Genomic DNA, 17,067 nt, shown 5'->3' with positions numbered 1-17,067 from the left:
GGTTGTCCTCCAGGGAGGGAAAATGATTCTAGTGGGACAAAAATATAAAACTCAGGCGGTCGAACGACCGCCTGGAGATGTTCACTTACGCCTGGTGGCCGTTGATGTAATCAATGGCAGCCTGAACGGTGGTGATTTTCTCAGCTTCTTCGTCCGGAATCTCAGTATCAAACTCTTCTTCCAGAGCCATTACCAGCTCAACGGTGTCAAGAGAATCTGCGCCCAGGTCTTCAACGAAAGAAGCATTGTTGGTTACTTCTTCCTGCTTAACGCCCAGCTGTTCGCCGATAATTTTCTTAACGCGTTCTTCGATAGTGCTCATACTCTTAAATTTCCTATCAAAACTCGCTTTCGCGATGGTTTTCGTAGTGTATAAAATGTTGAAAAATTTGCAACTAAATCCCGGCAGGTCTTACCACGATTTTACGTTATTTTGCGGCCTTTCGCCCTAATAACGCAAATATTTTTCAATCGTGATTAAACCATGTACATTCCGCCGTTGACGTGCAGAGTCTCACCAGTGATGTAACTCGCTTCGTCAGAGGCTAAAAATGCAACCGCACTGGCGATTTCCTGAGCGCCGCCGAGGCGACCCGCAGGCACCTGCGCCAGGATACCCGCACGCTGATCGTCAGACAGCGCACGCGTCATGTCCGTTTCAATAAAACCCGGAGCCACAACATTGACAGTAATACCACGGGACGCAACTTCACGCGCCAGTGATTTACTGAAACCGATCAGGCCCGCTTTCGCCGCAGCGTAGTTTGCCTGACCTGCATTTCCCATGGTACCAACCACAGAACCAATAGTGATAATGCGACCACAACGCTTTTTCATCATAGCGCGCATTACCGCTTTTGACAGGCGGAAAACGGATGATAAATTGGTTTCGATAATATCGTTCCACTCATCATCTTTCATTCGCATCAACAGATTATCACGAGTGATACCGGCATTATTAACCAGGATATCCACTTCACCAAATTCTGCGCGAATATTTTCCAGAACAGACTCAATAGATGCAGGATCGGTCACATTCAGCATCAAACCTTTCCCGTTAGCACCTAAATAGTCGCTAATGTTCTTCGCACCATTTTCACTGGTCGCAGTCCCGATAACTTTCGCGCCGCGGGCAACGAGAGTCTCTGCAATTGCGCGGCCTATGCCACGGCTTGCACCAGTCACCAGCGCAATCTTTCCTTCAAAGCTCATGGTTTTCCTCTTTTATTGCGTAAGTGCCGCAGACAGCGCCGCCGGCTCGTTCAGCGCCGACGCTGTCAGGGTGTCGACAATACGTTTCGTCAGACCAGTGAGGACTTTACCTGGACCCACTTCATAAAGATGTTCAACGCCCTGCGCCGCGATAAATTCCACGCTCTTCGTCCACTGTACCGGATTGTACAACTGGCGAACCAGCGCATCGCGGATAGCGGCGGCATCGGTTTCACATTTCACGTCAACGTTGTTTACTACCGGCACCGTTGGCACGTTAAAGGTAATTTTGGCTAATTCAACCGCCAGCTTATCTGCCGCTGGTTTCATCAGCGCGCAGTGCGACGGTACGCTCACCGGCAGCGGCAGCGCGCGTTTCGCGCCAGCGGCTTTACAGGCTGCGCCTGCGCGTTCTACCGCCTCTTTATGCCCGGCGATAACCACCTGTCCCGGCGAGTTAAAGTTAACCGGTGAAACAACCTGCCCTTCGGCAGATTCTTCACAGGCTTTAGCAATAGAGGCATCATCCAGCCCTATGATCGCAGACATGCCGCCAGTACCTTCCGGAACCGCTTCCTGCATGAATTTACCGCGCATTTCCACCAGACGAACGGCATCAGCAAAGTTGATGACGCCAGCGCAAACCAGCGCGGAATATTCGCCCAGGCTGTGACCTGCCATTAACGCAGGCATTTTACCGCCCTGCTGCTGCCAAACGCGCCAAAGCGCGACGGAAGCGGTTAATAGCGCCGGCTGCGTCTGCCAGGTTTTATTCAGTTCTTCCGCTGGACCTTGCTGGGTGAGCGCCCACAGATCATATCCCAGAGCCGCAGAAGCTTCAGCAAACGTTTCTTCTACGATAGGGTAATTTGCCGCCATCTCGGCCAACATCCCAACGCTCTGAGAACCCTGACCGGGGAACACAAATGCAAATTGCGTCATGTTTAAATCCTTATACTAGAAACGAATCAGCGCGGAGCCCCAGGTGAATCCACCCCCGAAGGCTTCAAGCAATACCAGCTGACCGGCTTTAATTCGCCCGTCACGCACGGCTTCATCCAGCGCGCACGGCACAGAAGCCGCGGAGGTATTGCCGTGCCTGTCCAGCGTGACGACGACATTGTCCATCGACATGCCGAGTTTTTTCGCTGTCGCGCTAATGATACGCAGGTTAGCCTGATGCGGCACCAGCCAATCGAGTTCTGAGCGATCCAGGTTATTAGCCGCCAGCGTCTCATCGACAATATGCGCCAGTTCAGTGACCGCCACTTTAAAGACTTCATTGCCCGCCATCGTCAGGTAAATCGGGTTATCCGGATTTACGCGATCGGCATTCGGCAGGGTCAGTAATTCACCGTAACGGCCATCGGCATGAAGATGAGTGGAGATAATACCCGGTTCTTCAGAAGCGCTCAGTACGGCCGCGCCTGCGCCATCGCCGAAAATAATGATCGTACCGCGATCGCCAGGATCGCAAGTGCGGGCTAATACATCGGAACCGACCACCAGCGCGTGTTTAACCGCGCCGGATTTAACGTACTGGTCGGCGATGCTTAACGCGTAGGTGAAACCTGCGCACGCTGCCGCGACATCAAACGCCGGGCAACCTTTAATACCGAGCATACTTTGAATCTGACATGCCGCGCTTGGAAATGCATGCGTTGCTGATGTGGTAGCCACCACAATCAAGCCAATTTGGTCTTTATCGATCCCCGCCATCTCAATCGCGCGATTCGCAGCGGTAAAGCCCATCGTCGCGACAGTTTCATTAGGCGCGGCGATATGGCGTTCACGAATACCTGTACGAGTGACAATCCACTCGTCAGAGGTCTCAACCATTTTTTCCAGATCGGCGTTAGTCCGCACTTGTTCGGGCAGATAGCTGCCAGTACCAATAATCTTCGTATACATGTACGCTCAGTCACTTTTCGGTTATATACCGTTACCTGTAAACGTCTGGCACGCTGGCGGCGCCGGGGAGACAGCGATATTATCTGTGCGCCCGCAGGTTTACGCCTTTGCCATCGTCCAGCGGTTCAAATCCGGCTGGGTATACAGATTCCAGGCGAGCGGCAATTCGCTGAGGAACTTGTCGCTGCACCGCCTGCACTGCCTGTTCAATCGCGACTGCAAATGCTCGCTGATTGGCCGCACCATGACTTTTTATCACCGTGCCGCGCAATCCTAACAGACAGGCGCCATTATACTGGTCGGGGTTGAGGTGACTGAATCGCCTCGTCAGGCTTTTTTGTAACCAACGTTTTAATAACAGCAGCCACCACGACCGTTTTTTCCCCTCGCCCTGTGATTTCAGCAGTGAAAGGAACATTCTGACAACCCCCTCCATCGTTTTAAGTGTGACATTGCCTGTAAAGCCGTCACACACCAGTACATCGGTTTTTCCCGTCAGTAACTCATTCGCCTCAAGGTAGCCGATGTAATTGATGGTTGGGACTGTTTTTAACATTAAAGAGGCTTCGCGAATACTGTCGAGGCCTTTGGTTTCTTCTTCCCCGATATTGAGTAGCGCCACGCGGGGATTTTTGATCCCGACGACCTCTTCCGCCAAAACGGCGCCCATCACGGCAAACTGCACCAGCATGGTACTGTCACAGTCGACGTTGGCCCCCAAATCAAGCACTACCGTTTTGCCCTTTTGCTGGTGCGGTAATACCGTCACCAACGCCGGACGCTCAATCCCCTCAAGAGGCTTGAGCAATAATTTCGCCAGCCCCATCAGCGCCCCGGTATTACCGGCGCTAACGCAAGCTTCGGCTCGGCCTTCTTTCACAAGCTCCAGGGCCACACGCATGGATGTCCCGCGACTGGCGCGGATCGCCTGCGAAGGCCGGGCATCACTGGCAATAACTGACTGTGCAGGGATAATCTGCAGACGCGAACGTTGTTCAAAGTCAGCTTTGGCAAGTAATGGCGTGATAATATCGGGATTCCCGACTAAAAGAAGAGTGAGCTGCGAATTAGCGTTCAGTGCCTGCAATGCTGCAGGCACCGTCACGGAAGGACCAAAATCGCCCCCCATGACATCTAACGCCAGGGTTAGACGTGTCAAGGTATCGTCGCTGCCTGGTTCGGTGTTCTCCGCTTACGCGGAGAAATCCTCACTAAGCTTTATCACGCTTGTACTCTTCGGCTTTTACACCACAGGCACGCCTGTGATGCAAAAGGCATCGAGTATCGCGCGATTACTTAGCGATGACCTTACGGCCGCGGTAGTAACCGTCGGCAGTGATGTGGTGACGCAGGTGTTTTTCACCAGAAGTTTTGTCTACAGACAGGCTGGTGACTGCGGTCAGAGCGTCATGGGAACGACGCATGCCACGTTTGGAACGGGTTGGTTTATTCTGTTGTACGGCCATGGACCTTACTCCTCAATTACGGTTTATCCCTGCGTCCGCGGGGAAGACCTATTACTTACGCTTTAAGCTGGCTAATACGGCAAATGGGTTTGGCTTTTGCGCTTCATCAGGCAGTTCGCCAAAGACCATGTCCGCCTCGGACACTTCACAGTGTTCAGAATCATGCACCGGAACTACCGGCAAGGCGAGGATGATTTCATCTTCAACCGTCGCCAGCAGATCGATTTCGCCGAATTCGTTTACCTCAATCGGCTCATACGCTTCCGGCAGTGCTTCAGCCTGCTCGTCGGAACGGACAGGGCTAAAACAATACGTTGTGTGAACCTGATGGGTAAACGGTTTCCCGCAACGCTGGCATTCGAGCGACACCGTAACGACCGCATCGCCGGTTAAAACGGCGAGACGCTGGTTATCGATAGCGAACGACATGGAGCATTCCACATCACTGTCCACACTGACTACAGATTCGGCAACGCGCTCAACCTGATCGGGGGTATAGATACCCTGGTAATCAAGGCGTTTTTGAGCGGTACGAACCGGATCAAGAGTCAGGGGTAATTTTACCTTTTGCATAGGGCGCGCATATTAACTTCGTAACGTCATATAGTCAAAGAAAAAGGCAGCCTGCGGTTGCCTTTTGCCAATAATTCGCACACATTGCGGGTTACAGACTTATTTTCGCTCAAGACGAGTCAGTATGACAGGCTTGAAGACCGAAGAGCATAGTTTAAGATGGCTCTCATCATTACGCTATATCTGAGGGAAAAAATATGCCCCGTCTCATCCTTGCGTCTACCTCTCCCTGGCGTCGCGCGCTGCTGGAAAAGCTGACGATTCCTTTCGAATGCGCCACGCCGGATGTTGATGAAACCCCCATGCCGGGCGAAGCGCCGCGTCAGTTGGTGCTGCGGCTGGCGCAGGCGAAGGCGCAATCGCTCGCCGCGCGTTTCCCGAATCATTTGATTATTGGCTCCGACCAAATTTGTGTTCTGGACGGCGAAATCACCGGCAAACCGCTGACGGAAGAAAAAGCGCGTCAGCAATTAGCCAAAGCCAGCGGAAATATTGTGACGTTTTATACCGGACTGGCACTGTATAACTCCGCCTCCGGGCACTTACAAACCGAAGTGGAGCCTTTTGACGTTCATTTTCGCCATTTAAGCGAAGCGGAAATAGACGACTATGTCCGTAAAGAGCATCCGCTGTACTGCGCGGGAAGTTTTAAAAGCGAAGGTTTAGGCATTGCATTATTTGAGCGCCTGGAGGGCCGCGATCCGAACACGCTGATCGGCTTGCCGCTTATTGCTCTGTGCCAGATGCTGCGACGGGAAGGCTTCAACCCGCTACTGCAGTAAACGGATATTCTGTAGGCTTTTCAAATACCGCTAAAAGCCGTTTCTGCACGTGTTGGTAGTTATCTCCCGTTTATTGGGGAGCAGTTTCGACCGCTTCCAGTTCTAACCAACTGGAAAGCGCTTGTTGTGAACAATTTAGCGCCTGCCGATCTTCACTCTCTTCGTGCGGGCCCGTTTCCTGGTCAATCCATTCACCGACCAGAAAAAAAGCATTGGTATTACGAACCGATGTACGGTGCGTTTTATCCCATAGGGTATCAACAGCGGTGTACGTGCGCGTTAATGAATTCCCCATCTCAGTTCAGTTTTGTAAAAACACATGTTCTCAATACTCGCCTGACGCGCTCTACGGCGTCAAAAGCGGCTTACAAACTTATTCTCGCGAGCAACTCTCAGGACGTTTACTGTCCTGAAACCTTCCCTTTGCGACTCGTTAAATTCCATCTCGCGATGAGTTTACGCCCCCCTAACATTGCTTCACCTCACGACACATTCCTTTAATTAACGCCGCCAGCATCCGCCGCATCTTGTTGACTATTTATAAATTCAACCATCTGCTGAGTAAGATGGTTTATATCATTCTGCGTAATGAAAAAATTAAATTGTTGATCCTGAAGTGTTCTTTTGCTGCCAGGTCGACAAAAACCGCTTTTCCATCCGTTTCAACGCGGACTTTATTTCCCTGTTTTTGCAGAAACTCGCCCATTGCGACCAGCTGGTCGAGCCGCTTTCCGCGCAGAAAATAATAGCGAGTCATCGTCTCATCCAGCGGTGTTACGGTTTTATTCCACGCAGCGTCAAAGACAGGCTTCACATCAGAGGGGAGCTTTAAAGCAGAATATTTTTTTCTGTTTTCACTACTCACATTTTTCAACCGAAGGATAAATCGATTGTTTACGTCACGAGCCACACGTAGCTCGTTCAGGAAAACCAGATTATCACGCTCAGACTGAATAACACCGGTGATCTTATCCTCCTGGCCGGTCTCATACACCACAGCAAAGATTTGCCCGTAGGCAGCTAATAGTACATCGTAGTCATCGGCGTAATGACCAAAAGCCTGACGTTGGGCTGGCGTCAACTCACAGACGCCCACCACGGGAGACGTAATGATTTGCGTATTCAAATACTCAACGAAAGCCCGTCGTGAACTATCGCCCTTCCCTTCGCAACCGGTCAGCATCGCGATCACGAGCGGCACGATAACGTATTTTCCCCAACGCTGAGTAAATGAGCGCATCCAGCTAGTATTGGCCATCTGTTCGTCCTTAAACACGCCGAAATCCGGATCGCAAGAATAAACAGTACACAACGGTAAAAATGCGTCGGATACAGCAAAACAAAAATATTATGAGAAAAGTGAGATTCGGGCAGATAACCTGCCCGAGAGAGGAACTATTTTGCGTTACGCAGCACCTGCAGACAGCGCTTCAGGGCGTTATCCATCGGCGCTTCAATGCGCATGACTTCGCCCGTTCCCGGATGCGTGAACTTCAGCGCCGCGGCGTGTAGAAAGAGACGTTTAAGACCGGTTCCCGCTTCGGTAAGCTGTTGATCAAACTCACGGTCGCCGTAGCGATCGTCGAACGCAATAGGGTGACCGGCATATTGGGTATGTACGCGAATCTGATGCGTACGGCCCGTTACCGGGCTACAGCGCACCAGCGTGGCGAAGGCATAGCGCTCTTCCACCTTGAAGCGCGTTTCTGACGGTTTGCCTTCCTGGCTCACGCGAACAATACGTTCGCCGCTTTGCAGAATGTTCTTTAATAATGGCGCCTGTACGGTTTTAACGTGCGATTGCCACTGGCCGCGCACCAGCGCCAGATAATCTTTCTGCATTCCCTTTTCGCGCAGTTGCTCATGCAGCGAACGCAGCGCGGAGCGTTTTTTCGCCACCAACAGCACGCCGGAGGTATCGCGGTCAAGACGATGCACCAGTTCCAGGAATCGCGCTTCCGGACGCAACGCCCGCAGCCCTTCGATGACGCCAAAACTTAACCCGCTCCCGCCGTGTACGGCGGTGCCGGAAGGCTTATTCAGCACCAGAATATGGTCGTCTTCATACAAAATGACGTCCGCCAACGCCGCCACTTTTTGCAAATGCGGCGACACGGCCTCTTCTTCGCGTTCAGCAACGCGAACCGGCGGAATGCGGACTTCATCGCCCGCTTCCAGTTTGTATTCCGGTTTAATGCGTTTTTTGTTCACCCGCACCTCGCCTTTACGCAAGATGCGATAAATCATACTTTTTGGTACCCCTTTCAGTTGGGTGCGCAAAAAGTTATCAATGCGTTGCCCCGCTTCGTCAGCGGCGATAGCAACAATTTTTACGGATGGCGTTTCTGTTTTCATGGGGGGCGATTCTAAATAGCCTGTGAGATTCGCGCCACACATTTTTCTATGCTTATAGAGACGTCTACGCCAGTGGATGAACATTTTTCACTGCGGTTTTGCTGGTTATTAAAGCGATTGGCTCGCGCTGGTGAAAAAACTGTGAGTAAGCGGGTGATAAATGGTAAAAGTCATCTTGCTATAACAAGGTTAGCAGTGGAATAATGATGCGGTTTCCGCACCGAAACTTGTTAAAACAAAAAGTTTAGCGGAATAACCCATTTTGTCTGACCGATCATCAACGCAGCAATGGCGTAAGACGTATTGATTTTTCAGACAGTTAGCGGGCTGCGGGTTGCAGTCCTTACCGGTAGATAGGATCTTCTCTGGAGAGTAATGCCCAGGCTGCTTCCCTGATAATTGCGCTGTGTTTCCGTATGAAATACAGGCAACCGACACTCTGCGCCTCTTTGAGCTGACGATAACCGTGAGGTTGGCGACGCGAAATAGTCACGAGGCCATCGGTTCATGCCCGGTAAGGCGTCACCATGCCCGCAGCTTAGTCGTCAACGTAAGAATAATGAGTAAGTTACGATGAAAAGAATGTTAATCAACGCGACTCAGCAGGAAGAGTTGCGCGTCGCCCTTGTAGATGGGCAGCGTCTGTACGATCTGGATATAGAAAGCCCCGGACACGAGCAGAAAAAAGCGAACATATATAAAGGCAAAATTACCCGTATTGAACCGAGCCTGGAAGCGGCTTTTGTTGATTACGGCGCAGAACGCCACGGTTTCCTCCCGTTAAAAGAAATTGCCCGCGAATATTTCCCCGCTAACTACAGCGCTCATGGTCGCCCGAACATTAAAGACGTGTTACGCGAAGGCCAGGAAGTCATTGTTCAAATCGATAAAGAAGAGCGCGGCAACAAAGGCGCGGCGTTAACCACCTTTATCAGTCTGGCGGGCAGCTACCTGGTACTGATGCCGAATAACCCGCGCGCGGGTGGTATTTCCCGTCGCATTGAAGGCGACGATCGTACCGAGTTAAAAGAAGCGTTGGCCAGCCTGGAACTTCCTGAAGGGATGGGGCTTATCGTGCGTACCGCGGGCGTGGGTAAATCCGCCGAAGCGTTGCAGTGGGATTTAAGCTTCCGCCTGAAACACTGGGAGGCCATTCAGAAAGCCGCTGAAAGCCGTCCCGCGCCGTTCCTGATCCATCAGGAAAGCAACGTCATCGTACGCTCGTTTCGCGACTATCTGCGTCAGGATATCGGTGAAATCCTGATCGACAATCCAAAAGTGATGGAAATGGCGCGTCAGCATATCGCCGCGTTGGGCCGCCCGGATTTTAGCAGCAAAATTAAGCTGTACACCGGTGAAATCCCGTTGTTCAGCCATTACCAGATCGAATCGCAGATCGAGTCAGCGTTCCAGCGTGAAGTGCGCCTGCCCTCCGGCGGCTCCATCGTCATTGATAGTACCGAAGCGTTAACCGCCATCGATATCAACTCCGCCCGCGCGACTCGCGGCGGCGATATCGAAGAAACGGCGTTTAATACCAACCTGGAAGCGGCCGATGAGATTGCCCGCCAGTTGCGTCTGCGCGACCTGGGCGGCCTGATCGTTATCGACTTTATCGATATGACGCCGGTACGTCACCAGCGCGCGGTAGAAAACCGTCTGCGTGAAGCGGTGCGTCAGGACCGGGCGCGTATTCAGATTAGCCATATTTCCCGCTTCGGCCTGCTCGAAATGTCGCGTCAGCGCCTGAGCCCGTCGCTGGGCGAATCCAGCCATCACGTGTGTCCGCGCTGTAGCGGTACCGGCACCGTGCGCGATAACGAATCTCTGTCGCTGTCCATTCTGCGCCTGATTGAAGAAGAAGCGCTGAAAGAGAATACGCAGGAAGTCCATGCCATTGTTCCGGTGCCGATCGCCTCTTATCTGCTTAACGAAAAACGGACGGCAGTTAACGCTATTGAGACGCGTCAGGATGGCGTCCGCTGTGTCATCGTCCCGAACGATCAGATGGAAACGCCGCACTATTCCGTGCTGCGCGTACGCAAAGGGGAAGAAACGCCGACCCTGAGCTACATGCTGCCGAAGCTGCACGAAGAAGCGATGGCGCTGCCTTCTGAAGAAGAGTACGCCGAGCGTAAACGCCCGGAACAGCCTGCGCTGGCGACATTCGCTATGCCAGATGTGCCTCCGGCGCCGACGCCTGTCGAACCGGCGGTTAGCGTCGCCACGGCGAAAAAGGATAATGTTGCCGCCGCGCAGCCTGCCCAGCCGGGTCTGTTTAGCCGCTTCCTTAACGCGCTGAAACAACTGTTCAGCGGTGAAGAAACGAAAGCCGTCGAAACAGCCGCGCCGAAAGCGGAAGAAAAAGCGGAGCGTCAGCAGGATCGTCGCAAGCCACGGCAGAACAACCGTCGCGATCGTAACGAACGCCGCGACACCCGTGATAACCGTGCCGGACGTGACGGCGGCGAGAGCCGCGACGATAATCGTCGTAACCGTCGCCAGACGCAGCAGCAAAATGCGGAAGCGCGCGATACCCGCCAGCAGGAAACGGCGGAAAAAGTGAAAACCGGCGATGAACAGCAACAGACGCCGCGTCGCGAACGCAGCCGCCGCCGCAATGATGACAAGCGCCAGGCGCAGCAGGAAGTAAAAGCGCTTAACCGCGAAGAACAGCCTGCCCAGGAGACCGAGCAGGAAGAACGCGTTCAGCAGGTTCAGCCGCGCCGCAAGCAGCGTCAGCTTAATCAGAAAGTCCGCTTTACCAACAGCGCAGTGGTTGAAACGGTTGACACGCCGGTCGTCGTCGACGAACCACGCCCGGTTGAAAACGTTGAACAGCCCGTTCCAGCGCCGCGTACCGAGCTGGCGAAAGTTGATTTACCTGTCGTCGCCGATATCGCGCCGGAGCAGGATGATAGCGTAGAACCTCGCGATAATACCGGTATGCCGCGTCGCTCCCGCCGTTCTCCGCGCCACCTGCGCGTAAGCGGTCAGCGTCGCCGTCGCTATCGTGACGAGCGCTACCCGACACAATCGCCGATGCCGTTAACCGTCGCCTGCGCGTCGCCGGAAATGGCGTCCGGTAAAGTCTGGATCCGCTACCCGATTGTCCGTCCTCAGGAAACGCAGGTTGTTGAAGAGCAGCGTGAAGCAGATCTGGCGCTGCCACAACCGGTTGTCGCTGAACCGCAGGTTATCGCTGCGACCGTAGCGTTAGAACCACAAGCGTCGGTACAGGCGGTAGAAAACGTTGCCGTTGAGCCGCAGACCGTCGCCGAACCACAGGCGCCGGAAGTCGTCAAGGTCGAGACAACGCATCCGGAAGTGATTGCCGCGCCGGTTGATGAACAGCCGCAACTGATTGCCGAAAGCGATACGCCGGAAGCGCAAGAGGTTATTGCTGACGCCGAACCGGTAGCAGAAACCGCCGACGCGTCCATTACGGTGGCTGAAAACGTGGCTGATGTTGTCGTTGTCGAGCCAGAAGAAGAGACAAAAGCGGAAGCGGCTGTTGTGGAGCACACGGCAGAAGAAACCGTTATCGCACCGGCCCAGGTGGTGGAAAAGCCGCAGGACGCTGTCTGCGTTGACGACGATCATAATCACGCCAGCGCGCCGATGACGCGTGCGCCAGCGCCGGAATATGTGCCGGAAACCCCGCACCATAGCGACTGGCAGCGCCCTTCCTTCCACTTTGAAGGTAAAGGCGCGGCAGGCGGACACAGCGCTACACGTCATGCCAGCGCCCCGGCGACACGCCCACAGCCGGTAGAATGATGTAAATGCTGATACAAAGCCGACCGCCAGGTCGGCTTTTTTATGCCCCTTACAGGGCGATGCCTCACCCCATGGCGTCTTTTAGTCACTATGAGATCGGGCGGGATAATACGTACGGATGGCGTCGCTACGGGCGCGACAATATGACCACTAACTCAATGACGACTAAAAAAATGCCCGCGCCGGGGTGGATGGCGCGGGCAGACAAAACATATCCAGTTTCGTGATATGTTTCAAAAAGAGGTGTTACCGGTTCAACTGGAAAAGCGACATTCCCTGCATGTCGGTAAACGTTTTATAGGACGCCTGTAATGCCGCCTGTTGCATGACGTAGGAAGAAATGACCGAGTTCCAGTCCACATCTACCAGGTTGCTCATCTGCAGTTTCTGTCCCAGCGCACGGTCGCTTCCCAGTGAATCCAGCGTACTGAGTTCGCTCAGTTGCGTTCCCAGTTCCGCACGAACGGTCAGGACGTTATTAAGCGAATTTTTTAAGCCGCGATTGGTTTTATCAATGGCGGCAGCGGCTTTTTCTTTTTCCACGTCATTGCCTTCCACCGGGGTCTTGAGCGCGGCAATTGCCGTATCGAGCATGACAAACAGATTCTTTTCGGAGTCCGAGCCATCCGGTTCCGGCACCGCATTGCTGGTGATGCTATTAAAAATTTGCACTCCCGTATGGCCAATTACCATCGTGCGTGCGGAATCCACCTGCTGGGTAACACTTTTCTCGCCGCCATGATAACCACCTGTCGCCTGGTCGAATGGCGCCGCTTCCGTTTTATACCCGGCAAAGATATAGCGACCATTGCCGTCAGTGCTGTTTGCCAGGTTCATCAGCTGATCGCGGATCCCCTGTAAATCCGTCGCCAGCGACGCGCGATCATCGTCGCTTAACGTGCCGTTTCCGGCATAGACGATTTTTTCCTGCGCGGTTTGAATCGCCGTCGTCACCTGACTGAGTACGCTTTCTTCCAGCGACACTTTTTGGGTGGCAAACGTACGCGCCAGGGCATACTGGCTATTCTGCGCCTGCGCCTGAGAGAGTACTACCGCCTGCGACGCGGCGATTGGATCGTCAGATGGGTTGGTAACGCGCTTACCGGTAGACATCTGCTCGCCCAGCTTCATCCATTCGGCCTGAGAATTAGTGATGCCGCTCATATTTTGTTCGTACATCATCTGGGTACTGATACGCATGTCATCCTTCTCCTTTAGCGAATATTCAATAACGCATCAAACAGCGCATTCGCGGTCTGCAATACTTGCGCATTCGCCAGATAATACTGCTGATAACGCTGCAAATTGCCGTACTCTTCGTCGAGGTTAACGCCGGAAACCGACTGTTGCTGTTTATAAAGCTGTTTAACCACATTCGCCTGCGTGGTGCTGCTGGTTTTCAGCGTTGACGTTTTGTTACCCACATCGCTGACCAACGTGGCGTAAGCATCGTTAAAAGTTTTGTTGCCGCCCACTACATTGCTGTTTTGTAAGTCCAGCAATGCCTGACCATTGCGGTTATCGCTGTCGCCGGTATCCACGTCAGGATCGAGTTTTGACTCAGACGCCATCGCAATCTCGGCTTCATTCGTCACTTTAACGTTCATGTCGACGATAGCATTGCTAACCGGCTTGAGAAGAAAACTGTCGTTTTTCTGTGCGCCGGTCCCTACCGTCACTTTCAGACCGTCAATCTCCAGTTTTCCGTCAGCATCTTTTGTCGCCGTGAAGGTGGTGTTATCCGCAGTGCGAGTAACCTGCCAGTCTGTACCGTCAAAAACAATCTTATAATCCGTCGCCTGAACCTTCGTGCTATCGACCACCTTAGCGGTTAGCGATACCGTTTTATCGGCATTATTACTGTTGCTATATACCACCGGCGAGCCAATGCTAAAGAAGTCTTTCCCTTTATTGCCGTCGGCGTCATAACCTTTGGTATGCTGCGCGTTAAACGCATCGGCAAACGCCAACGCCAACTGGCCCAGCGTATTACGAGTCTGATCCAGATCCTGGGAACGGAACGTCAGTAGCCCGCCGAGCGAACCGGTGTTCAGCAACTTTTCCGGAATTTCGATGTTACCGGCGGCCTCATCGACATAAGCGACAGTCGTTCGCGTCGGGTCGGCGCTGGAGGGAACCGCCGCCAACTGACGCGCCGTCGACCCCTGCACCAGCGTATAGCCATTGGCCATCGTCAGGTTATAGGTGCCGCCGTCCTGTACACTCACCTCGACGCCAACGATCTTGTTAAGCTCGCTAACCAACTGATCACGTTGATCGAGCAGGTCGTTCGGCGATGCGCCCGCGCCTACGCCCGTCATACGGGAGATTTGATCGTTCAGGTTAGCTATCTGCTTCGCGTAATTGTTGATTTGCGCCACGCTGGAGCCAATCGCGATATTGACCTGTTTATCCTGATCGCGCAGATACTGATCGGTGGTTTTGAACTGGTTTACCAGCCCTTCCGCTTTACCAATCAGCGCCTGACGCGCCGCAGGATCTTACGCATTACTGACTAACGTTTGCAGGCTGGTAAAAAAACTCTGCAACGAACCAGACAGTGAGCTGGATTTATCGGCCAGCAGGTTGTCGATTTTCGACATCTGTTCATAGCGCGTGGTCAAGCCGCTGCTCTGGTTTTGCGCGCCGCGTAGCTGATTAGTAATAAACGCATCATATTCGCGCTGTACGCCTGAAACGTAAACGCCATTACCTATCCAGCCGCCAGCCCCTAACGTACTGTTTGCCTGCGCCAGAATAGTTGTCTGCCGGGTATAACCCGCAACGTTATAATTGTTGATGTTATTACTGACCGTATTTAACGCGGCCTGCGCGGCGTTAAGTCCGCTCATGGCGTGATTAATCAAGCTGGACATGATGGTTCCTTTTAATCCTTCAATACTCGTTGTTATCGGCAGCGACTACGTGGACTTGAGCAATTTAAAAGAGATTGTCGAGATTCGCGCTGTAGGTTTTGCTGACCTTTTCACTCATCGCTTTCAACTGCTGAATCATGCTGGTCAATTTACGCGCGTAATTCGGGTCAGTGGCGTATCCGGCGTTTTGCAGAGCCACTGCGCCCTGCTCTGCCGTGGCGGCAGTGGTCACGGCAGCGTAGCGTGGGTTACGCGCTAACAGCGCGACATAATCCGATAATGCCTCCAGATACGAGCTATAGACGCGGAATTTCGCTTTCACTTTTTTCGCTTCGCCATTCTCGTATTCAGTGGTGGTGATTTCCGTCACCGGCCCTTTCCAACTGGCGGTCGCTTTCACGCCAAATACGTTATAGCTGGGTTCGCCATTCTCCCGCAGGATTTGCCGTTGCCCCCAGCCGGACTCCAGCGCCGCCTGCGCCAGAATCAGATGATGCGGCACCCCGCTTTGTTCGCTGGCCAGCCTCGCCGGGAGCGAAAGCCGGGCCAGAAAGTCTTTACTGTCGCCGGAGAGCGGCGCATCGCTGCTGTCCGGCGTTTTCGGTATGGCTTTGCGCACCAGTTGGGTCAGCGCCTGATTTTGATAGCTGTTTACCGTCTCCAGGGAGAATTTAAGCGGTACTTGCGGCGCATCATCCGCAGGCATCGTCTGCCCGCCCGTCATCTGTTTAACCATCATATCCGCCAGCCCCAATCCCTTACCGGCGGTCATCTGCTGGGCGATCTGCTGGTCATACATGCTGGTATACAGACGCGTCTGATCGCTGCTGAATAAACCATCTTTGGGTAAAGCCTCGCGCATACTTTTCAGCATCATCTGCACAAACATCCCTTCCACCTGACGGGCCACAGGACGGATATTCGCCGCCGGGTCCTGGCCCGCTTTCGCTTTCAGTTCGTTCAGAGATTGCGCATCCCAGGCCGCGCTGGCCAGCAATTTACCGTCTCCGATCATCAGATGATTTCCAGTTTGGCGCGTAGACAGCCCGCGCTCTGCATGGACTGCAAAATCGACATCAGGTCCATCGGCGTCGCGCCAAGCGCATTCAGCGCACGCACTACGCTGTTCAGATTGGCGCTGGAACGCACGCTCTGTAGCGATTCGCCGCTCTGACGCAAATCTATTTGAGTCTGTGGCGTCACCACGGTCTGCCCGCCGCCAAATGGCGTATTCGGCTGGTTGACGTTGAGCTGGCGATTGACTGTCACTGACAAATTGCCCTGCGCCACAGCGCAGCTATCCAGCGTGACTTCCCGATTCATGACCACCGAACCGGTACGCGAGTTGATCACAACTTTTGCATCCTGCGGCGTCACGTTGACTTCCATATTTTGAATGTCCGCCAGAAAACGCACCTGCGAGCTGTTGCCGCTGGGCACGCGTACCTGTACCGTTCGCGCATCAAGCGCAGTGGCGCTGCCGTAACCGCGGGCGCGGTTGATGGCGTCGGTAATTTGCTGCGCCATCGTAAAATCTTCGTCGTTCAATTGCAGATTAATGGTGTTGCCAGCGCCGAACTGAGTCGGCAACTCGCGTTCGATAATCGCGCCATTAGTGATGCGCCCGCCATTAAGCTGGTTAACCTGCACGCTACTGCCGCCTGCGGAAGCGCCCGCGCCGCCGACCAGAATATTGCCCTGCGCCAGAGCATACACCTGGCTGTCCACCCCTTTTAACGGCGTCATTAATAACGTCCCGCCACGCAGACTTTTAGCGTTCCCCATTGAGGAAACGACGACATCGATCGTTTGTCCCTGTCGCGCAAAAGGCGGATACGACGCCGTCACCATCACCGCCGCCACGTTTTTCAACTGCATGTTGGTGCCGGTGGGGACCGTAATCCCCAGTTGTGACAGCATGTTATTCAGCGTCTGGGTGGTAAATGGCGTCTGGGTCGTCTGGTCGCCCGTACCGTCCAGCCCGACCACCAGCCCGTAGCCGATCAGCGAGTTTTCCCGTACTCCCTGGACACTGGTCAGATCCCGGATACGCCCGGCGTGCGCCAGAGTGGCAACCAGTGCCAGAACGATTCCTGCAAGAGCTTTAAACAC

14 protein-coding genes and 2 pseudogenes are annotated in these 17,067 nt (G+C 53.6%); 2 read left to right on the top strand and 14 right to left on the bottom strand.

Annotated elements, in window-relative coordinates; translation table 11 throughout:
- Positions 1-85: 85 nt before the first annotated feature.
- The 7 genes from acpP to yceD form a co-directional block, all read right to left on the bottom strand.
- Positions 86-322, bottom strand: a complete 237-nt coding sequence (acpP, locus tag ACQ29O_RS09035; protein ID WP_000103754.1) for an acyl carrier protein — start codon at positions 320-322, stop codon at positions 86-88.
- Positions 323-477: 155 nt separating this feature from the next.
- Positions 478-1,212 (bottom strand): 3-oxoacyl-ACP reductase FabG, encoded by a 735-nt coding sequence (fabG, locus tag ACQ29O_RS09030; protein WP_000007236.1) that lies wholly within the window; start codon positions 1,210-1,212, stop codon positions 478-480.
- Positions 1,213-1,224: 12 nt separating this feature from the next.
- Positions 1,225-2,154 (bottom strand): ACP S-malonyltransferase, encoded by a 930-nt coding sequence (gene fabD, locus ACQ29O_RS09025; RefSeq protein WP_000191342.1) that lies wholly within the window; start codon positions 2,152-2,154, stop codon positions 1,225-1,227.
- Between the two features lie 15 nt (positions 2,155-2,169).
- Positions 2,170-3,123, bottom strand: a complete 954-nt coding sequence (fabH, locus tag ACQ29O_RS09020) for a beta-ketoacyl-ACP synthase III (protein WP_000288148.1) — start codon at positions 3,121-3,123, stop codon at positions 2,170-2,172.
- Positions 3,124-3,202: 79 nt separating this feature from the next.
- Positions 3,203-4,282: a phosphate acyltransferase PlsX gene (gene plsX, locus ACQ29O_RS09015; protein ID WP_001518286.1), complete on the bottom strand. Its 1,080-nt coding sequence runs from the start codon at positions 4,280-4,282 to the stop codon at positions 3,203-3,205.
- Between the two features lie 133 nt (positions 4,283-4,415).
- A complete protein-coding gene (gene rpmF / locus ACQ29O_RS09010) occupies positions 4,416-4,589 on the bottom strand; it encodes a 50S ribosomal protein L32 (RefSeq protein ID WP_000290727.1) in 174 nt (57 codons plus the stop codon).
- 51 nt (positions 4,590-4,640) lie between these two features.
- The gene (gene yceD / locus ACQ29O_RS09005) at positions 4,641-5,162 is read right to left on the bottom strand and encodes a 23S rRNA accumulation protein YceD (protein WP_001174492.1); all 522 of its coding nucleotides are present in this window, start codon (positions 5,160-5,162) and stop codon (positions 4,641-4,643) included.
- A 197-nt stretch (positions 5,163-5,359) separates the two neighbouring features.
- On the opposite strand from yceD, the gene ACQ29O_RS09000 reads away from it, so the two are divergent.
- On the top strand, positions 5,360-5,944 hold the full coding sequence (locus ACQ29O_RS09000; protein ID WP_020936936.1) for a Maf family protein: 585 nt from the start codon (positions 5,360-5,362) through the stop codon (positions 5,942-5,944).
- A 70-nt stretch (positions 5,945-6,014) separates the two neighbouring features.
- On the opposite strand, the gene ACQ29O_RS08995 is transcribed toward ACQ29O_RS09000, so the two are convergent.
- From ACQ29O_RS08995 to rluC, 3 genes and pseudogenes are all read right to left on the bottom strand, one after another.
- Positions 6,015-6,239, bottom strand: coding sequence for a hypothetical protein (locus tag ACQ29O_RS08995; protein WP_000528430.1), 225 nt, complete (start codon positions 6,237-6,239; stop codon positions 6,015-6,017).
- Between the two features lie 202 nt (positions 6,240-6,441).
- Positions 6,442-7,184: pseudogene (locus tag ACQ29O_RS08990) on the bottom strand (DUF3053 domain-containing protein).
- 155 nt (positions 7,185-7,339) lie between these two features.
- Complete coding sequence (gene rluC, locus ACQ29O_RS08985; RefSeq protein WP_000846319.1) at positions 7,340-8,299, bottom strand: 23S rRNA pseudouridine(955/2504/2580) synthase RluC; 960 nt, start codon at positions 8,297-8,299, stop codon at positions 7,340-7,342.
- 573 nt (positions 8,300-8,872) lie between these two features.
- Here rluC and rne point away from each other — a divergent pair.
- A complete protein-coding gene (gene rne / locus ACQ29O_RS08980; protein WP_000827478.1) occupies positions 8,873-12,079 on the top strand; it encodes a ribonuclease E in 3,207 nt (1,068 codons plus the stop codon).
- Between the two features lie 246 nt (positions 12,080-12,325).
- On the opposite strand, the gene flgL is transcribed toward rne, so the two are convergent.
- The 4 genes and pseudogenes from flgL to ACQ29O_RS08960 form a co-directional block, all read right to left on the bottom strand.
- Positions 12,326-13,279 carry a flagellar hook-associated protein FlgL gene (gene flgL / locus ACQ29O_RS08975; protein WP_001223036.1) on the bottom strand — a complete coding sequence of 318 codons (954 nt, stop codon included), beginning with the start codon at positions 13,277-13,279 and terminating at the stop codon, positions 12,326-12,328.
- A 14-nt stretch (positions 13,280-13,293) separates the two neighbouring features.
- Positions 13,294-14,955, bottom strand: a pseudogene (gene flgK, locus ACQ29O_RS08970) (flagellar hook-associated protein FlgK).
- A gap of 64 nt (positions 14,956-15,019) precedes the next feature.
- Positions 15,020-15,970, bottom strand: a complete 951-nt coding sequence (gene flgJ / locus ACQ29O_RS08965; protein WP_000578682.1) for a flagellar assembly peptidoglycan hydrolase FlgJ — start codon at positions 15,968-15,970, stop codon at positions 15,020-15,022.
- Positions 15,970-17,067 (bottom strand): flagellar basal body P-ring protein FlgI, encoded by a 1,098-nt coding sequence (locus tag ACQ29O_RS08960; RefSeq protein ID WP_001747324.1) that lies wholly within the window; start codon positions 17,065-17,067, stop codon positions 15,970-15,972. Before ACQ29O_RS08960 ends, flgJ begins: the two co-directional genes overlap by 1 nt.

The organism is Salmonella sp. GDC200615 (genome assembly GCF_050574145.1).
GTDB classification, from domain to species: Bacteria; Pseudomonadota; Gammaproteobacteria; order Enterobacterales; family Enterobacteriaceae; genus Salmonella; species Salmonella enterica.
This window is presented reverse-complemented; position numbering and strand designations above follow the sequence as displayed.

What these genes read in the sequence shown, in the direction of transcription:
- rluC (WP_000846319.1), bottom strand. Translation starts at nt 8,299, where the DNA reads ATGAAAACAGAAACGCCATCCGTAAAAATTGTTGCTATCGCCGCTGAC.
- rne (WP_000827478.1), top strand. Translation starts at nt 8,873, where the DNA reads ATGAAAAGAATGTTAATCAACGCGACTCAGCAGGAAGAGTTGCGCGTC.
- yceD (WP_001174492.1), bottom strand. Translation starts at nt 5,162, where the DNA reads ATGCAAAAGGTAAAATTACCCCTGACTCTTGATCCGGTTCGTACCGCT.
- fabG (WP_000007236.1), bottom strand. Translation starts at nt 1,212, where the DNA reads ATGAGCTTTGAAGGAAAGATTGCGCTGGTGACTGGTGCAAGCCGTGGC.
- fabH (WP_000288148.1), bottom strand. Translation starts at nt 3,123, where the DNA reads ATGTATACGAAGATTATTGGTACTGGCAGCTATCTGCCCGAACAAGTG.
- rpmF (WP_000290727.1), bottom strand. Translation starts at nt 4,589, where the DNA reads ATGGCCGTACAACAGAATAAACCAACCCGTTCCAAACGTGGCATGCGT.
- ACQ29O_RS09000 (WP_020936936.1), top strand. Translation starts at nt 5,360, where the DNA reads ATGCCCCGTCTCATCCTTGCGTCTACCTCTCCCTGGCGTCGCGCGCTG.
- flgJ (WP_000578682.1), bottom strand. Translation starts at nt 15,970, where the DNA reads ATGATCGGAGACGGTAAATTGCTGGCCAGCGCGGCCTGGGATGCGCAA.
- ACQ29O_RS08995 (WP_000528430.1), bottom strand. Translation starts at nt 6,239, where the DNA reads ATGGGGAATTCATTAACGCGCACGTACACCGCTGTTGATACCCTATGG.
- acpP (WP_000103754.1), bottom strand. Translation starts at nt 322, where the DNA reads ATGAGCACTATCGAAGAACGCGTTAAGAAAATTATCGGCGAACAGCTG.
- flgL (WP_001223036.1), bottom strand. Translation starts at nt 13,279, where the DNA reads ATGCGTATCAGTACCCAGATGATGTACGAACAAAATATGAGCGGCATC.
- fabD (WP_000191342.1), bottom strand. Translation starts at nt 2,154, where the DNA reads ATGACGCAATTTGCATTTGTGTTCCCCGGTCAGGGTTCTCAGAGCGTT.